Source organism: Bernardetia sp., assembly GCF_020630935.1.
GTDB lineage: Bacteria > Bacteroidota > Bacteroidia > Cytophagales > Bernardetiaceae > Bernardetia.
The window spans coordinates 50,460-60,916 of the sequence record NZ_JAHDIG010000021.1; the positions used below are offsets into that span (position 1 = coordinate 50,460).

Sequence of the window (10,457 nt, forward strand, 5' to 3'; positions counted from 1 at the left end):
TGATTGCTACTATTTATAGTTGTTAAACTCTCTTTCAGTATTTACCTTTGTAGTTATTTAGAGCTATATCAAAATAGATAAATATTTTTTTTAGATTGAGAATAAAACAATTCTGACTTCTAAAATCTAAATTCTTAATTTAATTTATGACACCAGACCAACTCCGTGCCTTGCAAAGCAGAACAGAAGATTTGCGAGGCTATCTTTGACTACGAAGCAAAAAAGGCTCAAATTGAAGAAGAACAAGCCAAAACATTAGAGCCAGACTTTTGGAACAACCCAGAAGAAGCTGAAAAGCTACTCAAAACCATCAAATCTAAGAAAATATGGACAGACAGATTTGAAAATCTATATGCTCAACTAAGCGATTTAGAAGTTTTATACGAATTTTATCAAGCAGAAGAAGCTACTGAAGCCGAACTCAACAAAGAAGCTCAAAAAGTTACTAAAACGTTAGAAGATTTAGAGTTTCAAAAAATGCTTAGTGGTGAGGAAGACAAGCTAGATGCTATTTTAGAAATCAATTCAGGTGCAGGAGGAACAGAAAGCCAAGACTGGTCGGAAATGCTCCTTCGAATGTACAGAATGTGGGCAGAAAAAAATAATTACAAATACCAACTCATAGACCTTGTCAATGGCGATGTAGCTGGCATAAAATCGGTTACAATTCGTATTAGTGGCGATTTTGCGTATGGTTATCTCAAATCTGAAAACGGCGTGCATCGTTTGGTTCGTATTTCTCCATTTAATTCGGCTGGTAAGCGTCAAACTTCTTTTGCCTCTGTTTATGTATATCCGTTGGTGGATGATTCTATCGAAATTGAAATTAACCCTGCCGACATAGAACGCCAAACGTATCGTTCTGGGGGTGCTGGAGGGCAGAATGTCAATAAAGTAGAAACAGCTGTTCGTTTGAAACACATTCCAACAGGAATCGTAGCCGAATGTCAGCAAGAACGCTCTCAACTTCAAAATGCAGAACTAGCAATGGAAATGCTCAAGGCAAAACTTTATCAGATAGAAATTGAAAAGCGAAATGCTGCACGAGACGAAATAGAAAGTTCTAAAAAAAGCATTGATTTTGGTTCACAAATTCGAAACTATGTTTTGCATCCTTACAAGCTCATCAAAGATGTACGTACAGGATATGAACGAACTGACGTACAGGCTGTTTTGGATGGCGACCTTACCGAATACATGAAAGCCTTTTTGATGGAAAATTAGACAGATTTTCTTAATTTTGTAGTAATTATAATTATCAAAAACAATAATTTAATCCTCGGTGACGGCTGCATTTTGAGTCTCAACGACGGTTACTTAAAAAATATAGAAATGGGAAGAGCATTTGAATATCGTAAAAAAGCCAAATTAGCACGCTGGGGCGCAATGGCTCGTAACTTTACTAAAGTAGGACGAGAAATTGCGATTGCAGTAAAAGAAAGTGGCGCAGACCCAGACACCAACCCACGCCTTAGAACAGCCATACAAAATGCTAAGGGCTTCAATATGCCCAAAGATAGAATTGAGGCAGCTATAAAAAGAGCCTCTTCGAAAGAAGATGGCGATTTTGAAGAAATTGTCTATGAAGGCTATGCTATGCACGGCGTTCCTGTGGTGGTAGAGTGTGCTACAAATAACTCTAATAGAACCGTAGCCATGGTAAGAATGCACTTTACACGCTGTGGAGGAAATCTTGGAAAGACAGGTTCACTAGAATTTATGTTTGATAGAAAGGGGGTTTTTGAAATCGAAGCTGACAAAATTGATATGGATGAGTTAGAACTTGACCTTATCGATGCAGGAGCAGAAGACATTACAACTGAAACTATTGAAGTAGAAGAAGGTGTAGAGCAAGAAATCATCGTCGTTCACACACAATTTGAGGACTTTGGTCAGATGCAAAAATTCTTGGATGAAAAGGGTATTGAACCAAAAAAATCAACTATTCAGCGCATTCCAAAAAACACACAGTCGCTCACAGATGAGCAGGAAGAAGAAGTAATGAAACTCATCGACAGACTAGAAGAGGAAGATGACGTTCAAGCTGTGTATCATAATGTTGAATAATAAGTTGTCGGTGGGGACACCGACAACGGCTAAAATTTGTGTATAAAAGACTTGTCTTTAACACTTCATGAAAAGAAAAAACCTAAGAGTTTCAAATCTTCTTAGGTTTTTTTAATGCTTATTTAGAAACAGAAACCAAATAATAATTCTTCTTTCCTCTCTGAACAAGCAAATATTTGTCTTGTAGTAAAGCAAAATCAGCTTCCATTACTGGGTCAGCAATTTTTGCTTTATTGATGCTTACGCCCCCTCCTTTTATCATATTTTTGGCTTCACTTTTAGAAACAAAAATTCTGTTGTCTGTAACAGTAGATAAAAGCTCGGTTACATTTTCTGCTTGATGATACTCATCTAAAGAAATTTGAATTTGTGGTACTCCTTCAAAAATCTCTAAAAGTGTTCGTTCATCAATTTGTTGAAGCTCCTTTACCACATCCTTTCCAAATAATACTTGAGAAGCTGCTACTGCATTATCATAAGCCTCTTCACCATGTACTCGCTTGGTTACATCTTCGGCTAGAGCTTTTTGTAAAATACGCTGCCCTTTGTCTTTTTCGTGTTCAATTTCTAGGCTTTCGATAGTTTCTTTATCTAAAAGCGTAAAGACACGAATCAAACGAGGTGCAACATCATCATCTGCATTGAGCCAAAACTGGTAAAATTTGTAAGGTGAGGTAAGATTTGGGTCTAGCCAAACGTTTCCACTTTCCGATTTTCCAAACTTAGAACCGTCTGCTTTCGTAACTAACGGACACGTAACAGCAAAAGCTGATTCTCTTGTATCGTCGTTGTTATCACTTTCAGCATTGCTTATTCTTCTGATAAGTTCTGTTCCAGAGGTAATATTTCCCCACTGGTCAGAGCCCCCCATTTGAAGTTTTACACCATGGTTTTTGTATAAGTAGTAAAAATCGTAGGCTTGGAGAAGTTGGTAAGAAAATTCTGTAAAAGAAATTCCTGTTTCTAGGCGTGTCTTGACAGAATCCTTTGCCATCATATAATTGACAGACAAGTGCTTTCCTACATCTCTTAAAAATTCTAGGAAGCTAAACTCCTTAAACCAATCGTAATTGTTTACCAAAACGGCAGCATTTTCTCCTTCAAAGTCTAAAAACTTTTTGAGTTGCTCGCCAATACATTTTTCGTTGTGGCGAAGTGTTGGCTCATCTAAAAGATTTCTTTCAGCCGACTTTCCAGAAGGGTCGCCTACCATTCCTGTTGCACCACCTACAAGCGCATACGGTGTATGTCCTGCACGCTGCAAATGCACCAAAAGCATAATGGTTGCTAAATTACCAATATGTAAAGAATCGGCAGTAGGGTCAAAGCCGATATAACCTGAAATTTTGTTTTCAAGTAAGTATTTTTCTGTATCTGGCGTAGAGTCTTGTAACATGCCTCGCCAGCGAAGTTCTTCAATGAGATTAGGTATTTGTTTTTCCATAGTACAAAAATAGAAATTCAGAAGATTAAGTTCCTATTTTTTTTAAAAATATCAGAATAATAAATTGTGACACATAAAAAAAGAGACTAATTCTTTTCAGATAGTCTCTTGATTTTCTTAACAACTGATAGCTAGATGTTAGTCAAGCTTACCTTGCTCTGCTTTGCGCTTTAAATCATCATTAGCTACGATAACTACTTCTACACGACGGTTTTTTGCTCTACCAGCTTCTGTTTCATTACTGGCTACAGGAGCAGATTCTCCATAGGCTGTTGTATTAAGTCTTCCTCCCTTTACACCGTTTGCAATCAAATAATCACGTACAGCATCTGCACGTCTTGCTGAAAGCTGCCTATTGTAATTCTCATCGCCTTTGTCGTCTGTATGTCCTTGAATCGTAAGGCGTGTATCTGGATATTCATTCAATATGCGCCCTAGTTTAGCAACATTTTCTTTTGCGTTTGCATTCAAATCAGATTTATCAAATCCAAAAAGAATCCCCGAATCGAAGGTAACATCAATACCTTCTTCTATACGCTTTACTTCTACTCCTTCTACTTCTTCTTCAATATCTTTTGCTTGTTTGTCCATATACGCTCCAATGGCTGCACCTGCTGCACCACCAACGGCTGCACCAATAATAACACCTGCTGCTGGATTTTTCTTTGAAGCAACTCCTCCAAGAACTCCTCCTGCTGCGCCTCCAATGGCTGCACCTTTGCCTGCATTACTCCAAGAAGCACATGAAGAAAGTCCAAAAGAACCGACAGATAAAATAAGGGTATACACTAAAAGTGTTTGAAGTTTTGTTTTCAGATTTTTCATAATAAAATGTGGTTTAGAAAAAAATAGTTTAAAAAGTGATATATATTTTGAACTAGACACAAAACGTATCTTGTATTCTAAAATCATATTTCTACAAAACACAAAACAAGCCAACTTGTTTTGAACCTCCCTTATTTTAGTACTAATTTTCTATCTAAAATGTAGTAAAAACAAAAGAGTTCTTGCTTCTCTAACATTTAGGAACTTTATTTGTATAAGATATAACTAAACAATCCTAGCCAAATAGATTAAAACGATTTTGTAAATTGTATTCGTATAAAATAAGGGTTTATTTTTTTATAAATTCTATACTCATTTTACATTAGAATAAAGGTTATCACGGTTTTTTACAAGTCTGACTGTTAGGATAGAATTGGGTTTACAAACCCAACCCTATGGAGAAATGAACTTCACAAAATTAACCGTGATAAGGTTTAATAAAAGAATTAATTTTTTACTAAAAATTATTGGTAAATATATGTCTGTTTCTGCATCCCCTTTTCTTGTCTCTCCTTCTTTACATATTTCAGCTCCCAAACTCAATCTTGAAGGTGAAATATCACTACCTTCTTCGAAGAGTGAAAGTAATCGTGCCTTAATTATTGAGGCTCTCTGCGAAAAAAAATGCAACCTCATGAATCTTTCTGCTGCTAGAGATACTGAAATTCTTCAAGGACTTTTGGCAAAGTTTAGAGAAATAGAAGCACAAGAAGAAACTATTAGAAACCAGACCAAAGGTAAGCATACAAACGATGCTACTTTAGACCTTACCCTAGATGTGCAGGATGCAGGCACAACCATGCGTTTTCTGACTGCCTTCTGTACCATAAAAAACCACCCAACACTTCTGAAAGGAACAGCAAGAATGCATGAGCGTCCGATAAAAGAATTAGTGTTGGCACTTCGTGAGTTAGGAGCGCAAATTACCTACGAAGACAAAGACGGATTTCCACCTCTTTTTATACACGGTTTTAGTCCACATGCTCAAAAACAATCGGTTTCAATCAATGGCAGCATAAGTAGTCAGTATATTTCGGCTGTATTGATGATTGCCCCTCTGTTGCCTAAAGGGATTTTGCTAGAAATTGTTCCTCCTGTATCTTCTGAGCCTTATATCAAGATGACTTTAGAACTCATGCAGCATTTTGGTATTTTGCATTCTTGGACAGAAAATAGAGTTATCATACCTCATCAGCAATACAGTGCTAATCAGTACAAAATAGAATCTGATTGGTCAGCAGCCAGTTACTGGTACAGTATGGCAGCTATTTGCAACAAATCTGATGTTTTCTTAAAGGGACTTAGACAAAAGTCGTGGCAAGGAGATAGTCAAATTGCAACAATGATGAAAAAATTGGGAATCAAGACTCTTTTCGAAAAAGATGGAGTTCGCTTACAAAAAACATCATCCAAACGTTCTCCTTTCAAATATGATTTTACTCCTTGTCCAGATTTGGCACAGACTATGGCTGTTTTGTGTGTAGCTTTGGGAGTGGAGGCTCACATGACAGGACTCCATACTTTAAAAATCAAGGAAACGGATAGATTGATGGCACTAAAAATTGAACTAGCCAAGTTTGGTGCAGAAGTAGAAATTATTGATGATAATGCACTGCATATTCCTATTACAGAACTTCACGCTCCTACAGAACCTTTACAAACCTATCACGACCACCGTATGGCAATGGCATTTGCTCCCTTAGCATTACTGTTTCCTATTACCATTGATAGCCCAGAGGTAGTTCAGAAATCATATCCTAGTTTTTGGGAAGATATGTCAGATATGGGCTTTAGGGTAAAGTAGAGTCTGTTATTTACTTTCAAAGTCTATCTGGTATGTGTCTAAATGAATTTGATAATCTGTATTAAGATCACTTTTGATAAATTTAAACCCTAATTTTTCAAGCGTTTTTCTTGAAGCTATATTTTCTTTCATTATCACTCCAAAAATAGAAGAGTGTTGTAGCTGATTCTTTACAAAGTCAATAACTGCTTGTCCTACTTCAGTAGCAAACCCCTTACCTTGTGCATTTTTTGAAATTCGAAAACCAAGATGAAAGGCTTCGTCTGAACCCAAATAAGGCATTACTCCTATTGTTCCGATATATTTTTGTGTTTGTTTTTCTCTTATGACCCAGTAGAATAAATGCCCTTCTTGGGAACGTACTCTTTTATTTTCCAAAAAATCTGCATATTCGTTGTTGGAAAGATTTTGAAGATGCTTTGTGTATTTTACTGCTCCTTCTTCTCTGAATGACTTTATAACCTCTGAAAAATCTTTTTTCTCAATTAGATTGAGATGTGTTCTAGTTGTTGTAAGCATTGAGGTTTCCTGTACTTTAAAAATTTATATTATACTCTAAATTTAAACATAAATTATCGGATTTCAATTCTTGAAAATACAAATGATAGAATTATAACCTTTTACTAAAGACAATTTGACTTATTTAAGAGTTGGACAGATAATGAGGAAGAACTTGTCCAATTTGGAGGATAGATGTTTAGTTTTCCTCTGACAAATGAGCAATTAGAAAACTATATTGCAAAGAACGATATATAACCCTTTAAAGTAGTTTGGACAGCTACAGAAGAAGTCATTGGACATTGTGAACTCAATTACCCAGATGGAAATCGACGACTTTCACGTATCTTGATTGGAGAAGAAAAGTGGAGAGGTAAAAAAATTGGAGAACAGATTGTCCTCCAAATGGTAGAATTATTTTTTAAAGATACGACTACAAGAAAAGTAGATTTACACGTCTTTGATTGGAACAAAGGAGCTATTAAATGCTATGAGAAAGTCGGCTTCAAAGTTGTTCCAGAAAAAACTACTTCTATAAAAGTGGGTCAGAAAACGTGGACACGCCTAAATATGGAGCTAATCCGAAAATAAATTTACTTTCCTTTCAGTTTTACAGCCGTTCCGTAAGCAAAAATTTCAGATGCACCTTGAGAAATCATAGAGCTTTCAAAACGAATATTTACAATCGCATCTGCTCCCAACTGTTGAGCATCTTGGATTACTCTGTGTAATGCTTGTTCTCTTGATTGAGCTTGTAGTTTTGTGTACTCTTGAATTTCTCCTCCTACAAGGTTTTTCAGAGAAGCTACAAAGTCTCGTCCTGCATTTCTAGCTCGGACAGTACTGCCCCTTACAAGACCTAAAACTTCTACAATTTCTTCACCGTGAATAGTCTCTGTGTTTGTTACTAACATGTCTTTATTTTTTTAAAATTAATAGATTTATACTCCAAGTGTAATTTTATGAATAAATTTTGTCATTCCAGTTTTTCCATCTGCCTCTCCTTGCTTTATTTCTATCGGAGAAAGAGTCTGTTTTACAATATTTGCAATCGGAAGAGTATGGAAAGGGTGCTTTGCCCCATCAAAAGCATCTGTAAAAAGCTCTAGCAGTGCATCTATACCTCCTTTTAAGTACATAGGATTACAATGCTCAACAGCTTCTACTAAGGCTTGACTATTTTTTGTATCACACCAAATGTAAAAAACGGCAGAAATATCAGTTTGCTTTATAAGTTGATATTCCAATTCTTTAGCAACACCTTCAAGTTCATTAAAATACGTGCCTAAAATACAACATATAATTTCTTTTTCTTCTTTTTTAAAAGATAAATTATCCATCGTTTCTCTTAGCTTCTCTAATTCTAAAGCTAAGTTATATTTACTTATTGGTGTTTTAACAGGTCTGTTGAAGACATAAATAGGATATTCTAATTCTTGCATAATGGTTTTGAAAAAGTATAGATAGACAAAAAAATAAGCCATTCATCCTAACGATACAACCTGCAAAAAAACGATAGTTCTTATATTGGAAGGACTGATAACAGAATAATCGTTGTTGTTTTTCAAAAAACAATAGTAAGGCTCACAATTATATCGAATAAGCTATAAATTACTAATTTGTTTTGAAGACACTACTTTATTGTACTCTTTGTTTGTAGTTTTCATAAGCATTATTCATAGCATTATAAAGCATTTCGCCTACTAAAGTCGCTCCTCTTGCATTGAAATGTGTGTAATCACTCTGTGCTAGAGAAGGTTTATTATTTACCCACGCTACCATAGAATTTTGACCTCCCATAGCCTCTCTCAAATCCCAAAATGCACAACCAGCCTTCATTGCTGCATTTTTTTGTGCTTGCCTAATAACTTCCACACTCGGATAAGATTCAAAACGAGTTCCCTTTTTTCTTGCCCTATCTGAAACGCTCACTACAAGCACACATGTATTAGGATGTAACGATTTTAAATAATTGTATTGGCGATAAAACATGTTTTCATAATATGAAAGACTATAATTCCCCTCTCCACTAATATTGACACCAAACTGAACAACAATGAGTCTAACTTGCAACTTATCCACCTGTTGTTTCATAAAATCACGATTGATACGAGGGATTTCAAAGCCAGAACTTCCACGTAAAGAAACATTATCTAATGCTACTCCAGTATTACAGTCAAAGGCAACTCCCAACACTTCAGGATTTCCTTTGCTTCCTAAATGTATTTGAATTTTATCAAAATTAGTTTTTAAAGGCACTTTATGAATGGCAAAATTTGAAGTTTGTGGAAGGTCTAAGGTATCTATAACTTTATCGCCATTTAGGTTGAGTTGGAAAGCAAGTGGAGCAGATGGCGTACGATATAAAAACTTTACATTTTCGATAGTTGTTGCCTTTTTAAAGCCAAGTTTTGGGTCTGTGAAGCGCACCCAAGCGTGTTTCATGTCTTCGTGTAGCGAATCTGTTGGAGGTGTAAAACGGTCATATTCTGTCAAAATACCTAGTTTGTTGTGGCGAGGATTTTTCTTTTGGTCTATGTAGGCATATTTTGTCCAGTTGGGAGAAAACTTTGTAAATAATGTCGCACGAACATTCCCACGAGAATACACAGGCACAAGTCCGACCCCACAGCCACCAAATTTATTTTGAAAACGTCCTCTCAAATAGGAACTAATACGGTCGCCTTCAATCTGTGAATCTCCATAATGAACAATACGAATCAGATTAGGAGATTTGGAAAGGGATTGCAAAGCAGCAAAAAATGGGTCTAGTGCATTCGGATTTTGAGGAGGAAACTCTATCGCTTGGCGAGCAGGAACAACAGGTTCATATTTTTCTTCCTGCAAAGTAGTATCTTCTACATCTACAAACTGTATAGAATCTTCTTTAGAAAGCTCTAAAGTATCTTTTTTAGCTAAATTTTCTGCATTCTCTACCTTAGTTTGAATATCTGCAATAAAATCTAGTTCTTTTTGCTGGGTTGTATCAGGCAATAAATCCTCAAGTGTAAAAACATTCATCGACAGATTCTCACTCAAAGAAATTTCTCCTGGTGAGAGCATCATTATTACAAGAGCAATACAAGTAATATAAAATAGAAGAATAAGTGGACGAATAGGTTCGACAAGAGGTGTTTTCATTAGGCTGATGTATTATATTTCTGTTCTACAAAAATACATTCTTTTTGGCTAAGTTATAATTTTTTTATTTTTTGCTTATCAAGAAAGCACACGCCTTTCAAAAGTTTAGTTATCATCCAGTTCAATATCATTTTCTACTTCTATTATTTCCTCTTTTTTAGGCGTATCTGCTGGCGATTTCAAGATTTTGATTTTTATCTCTCGTTTTTCTTCGCTCTCAAAATCTCCTTCTAAAAACGGATTTTTAAGTTGCTCTTTAGTTATTACATTTTCAACTATAATATTTACATAGCCATCTCTTACAAAAAATGCTTTTTTGTAGTTATCAAAATTAGGAAACTTTCCCATAGGATGATATTCAGTTATTACTTTATCTTTCAGAAAAATCCACTTGCTACCATCTTGAAAAATTGTATCTCCTTGATAGTAAACACAACAACAAGAATAACCTTCGCTCACATCATTACAACCTACAAAATTCTTATTATTGAAAAGCATCACCACAGGAGAAGGAACGACATATTTCACACTATCTTCATTATATGTTGCTATCAGATATGTAGTATCTTTTTCGTCGTAACTTTCTACTCTTACGATTTTTTCGTTTTGATAAATGTATTTATTTGTGCTGCCTCCTTCTTTATCTACTTGTAATAATTTTCCTTCTTCAAAAATTAA

At 35.5% G+C, this 10,457-nt stretch carries 10 protein-coding genes and 1 pseudogene; 4 read left to right on the plus strand and 7 right to left on the minus strand.

Annotated elements, in window-relative coordinates:
• Nucleotides 1–146: 146 nt before the first annotated feature.
• Both prfB and QZ659_RS07885 read left to right on the plus strand, forming a co-directional pair.
• A protein-coding gene (gene prfB, locus QZ659_RS07880) for a peptide chain release factor 2 (RefSeq protein WP_291724539.1) occupies nucleotides 147–1,224 on the plus strand; the annotation gives its coding sequence in 2 pieces (ribosomal slippage) (nucleotides 147–200 and nucleotides 202–1,224; 1,077 coding nt in all).
• 108 nt (nucleotides 1,225–1,332) lie between these two features.
• A complete protein-coding gene (locus QZ659_RS07885) occupies nucleotides 1,333–2,067 on the plus strand; it encodes a YebC/PmpR family DNA-binding transcriptional regulator (protein WP_291724542.1) in 735 nt (244 codons plus the stop codon).
• Between the two features lie 118 nt (nucleotides 2,068–2,185).
• Here the strand turns inward: QZ659_RS07885 and tyrS are convergent, their stop codons facing one another.
• Together tyrS and QZ659_RS07895 are read right to left on the minus strand one after the other, a co-directional pair.
• The gene (gene tyrS, locus QZ659_RS07890) at nucleotides 2,186–3,511 is read right to left on the minus strand and encodes a tyrosine--tRNA ligase (protein ID WP_291724545.1); all 1,326 of its coding nucleotides are present in this window, start codon (nucleotides 3,509–3,511) and stop codon (nucleotides 2,186–2,188) included.
• Between the two features lie 138 nt (nucleotides 3,512–3,649).
• Nucleotides 3,650–4,336 carry an OmpA family protein gene (locus tag QZ659_RS07895; protein ID WP_291724548.1) on the minus strand — a complete coding sequence of 229 codons (687 nt, stop codon included), beginning with the start codon at nucleotides 4,334–4,336 and terminating at the stop codon, nucleotides 3,650–3,652.
• Nucleotides 4,337–4,814: 478 nt separating this feature from the next.
• Here QZ659_RS07895 and aroA point away from each other — a divergent pair, with 478 nt between their 5' ends.
• Entirely contained in the window at nucleotides 4,815–6,140 is a 1,326-nt protein-coding gene (gene aroA, locus QZ659_RS07900; protein WP_291724551.1) for a 3-phosphoshikimate 1-carboxyvinyltransferase, read from the plus strand.
• A gap of 6 nt (nucleotides 6,141–6,146) precedes the next feature.
• On the opposite strand, the gene QZ659_RS07905 is transcribed toward aroA, so the two are convergent.
• A complete protein-coding gene (locus QZ659_RS07905; RefSeq protein WP_291724554.1) occupies nucleotides 6,147–6,659 on the minus strand; it encodes a GNAT family N-acetyltransferase in 513 nt (170 codons plus the stop codon).
• A gap of 255 nt (nucleotides 6,660–6,914) precedes the next feature.
• Here QZ659_RS07905 and QZ659_RS07910 point away from each other — a divergent pair.
• A pseudogene (locus QZ659_RS07910) lies at nucleotides 6,915–7,229 on the plus strand (GNAT family N-acetyltransferase); the annotation flags it as partial.
• Nucleotides 7,230–7,231: 2 nt separating this feature from the next.
• Here QZ659_RS07910 and QZ659_RS07915 read toward each other — a convergent pair.
• From QZ659_RS07915 to QZ659_RS07930, 4 genes are all read right to left on the minus strand, one after another.
• Nucleotides 7,232–7,552, minus strand: a complete 321-nt coding sequence (locus tag QZ659_RS07915) for a YbjQ family protein (protein WP_291724557.1) — start codon at nucleotides 7,550–7,552, stop codon at nucleotides 7,232–7,234.
• Between the two features lie 27 nt (nucleotides 7,553–7,579).
• Nucleotides 7,580–8,080 (minus strand): hypothetical protein, encoded by a 501-nt coding sequence (locus tag QZ659_RS07920; protein WP_291724559.1) that lies wholly within the window; start codon nucleotides 8,078–8,080, stop codon nucleotides 7,580–7,582.
• A gap of 196 nt (nucleotides 8,081–8,276) precedes the next feature.
• Complete coding sequence (locus tag QZ659_RS07925) at nucleotides 8,277–9,779, minus strand: GDSL-type esterase/lipase family protein (RefSeq protein ID WP_291724562.1); 1,503 nt, start codon at nucleotides 9,777–9,779, stop codon at nucleotides 8,277–8,279.
• Nucleotides 9,780–9,884: 105 nt separating this feature from the next.
• A partial coding sequence (locus QZ659_RS07930) for a hypothetical protein (RefSeq protein WP_291724565.1) occupies nucleotides 9,885–10,457 on the minus strand: 573 nt, incomplete at its 5' end.

Coding starts and splice junctions, on each gene's coding strand:
- QZ659_RS07885 (WP_291724542.1), top strand. CDS start 1,333: ATGGGAAGAGCATTTGAATATCGTAAAAAAGCCAAATTAGCACGCTGG.
- aroA (WP_291724551.1), top strand. CDS start 4,815: ATGTCTGTTTCTGCATCCCCTTTTCTTGTCTCTCCTTCTTTACATATT.
- QZ659_RS07905 (WP_291724554.1), bottom strand. CDS start 6,659: ATGCTTACAACAACTAGAACACATCTCAATCTAATTGAGAAAAAAGAT.
- QZ659_RS07915 (WP_291724557.1), bottom strand. CDS start 7,552: ATGTTAGTAACAAACACAGAGACTATTCACGGTGAAGAAATTGTAGAA.
- QZ659_RS07895 (WP_291724548.1), bottom strand. CDS start 4,336: ATGAAAAATCTGAAAACAAAACTTCAAACACTTTTAGTGTATACCCTT.
- QZ659_RS07920 (WP_291724559.1), bottom strand. CDS start 8,080: ATGCAAGAATTAGAATATCCTATTTATGTCTTCAACAGACCTGTTAAA.
- QZ659_RS07925 (WP_291724562.1), bottom strand. CDS start 9,779: ATGAAAACACCTCTTGTCGAACCTATTCGTCCACTTATTCTTCTATTT.
- tyrS (WP_291724545.1), bottom strand. CDS start 3,511: ATGGAAAAACAAATACCTAATCTCATTGAAGAACTTCGCTGGCGAGGC.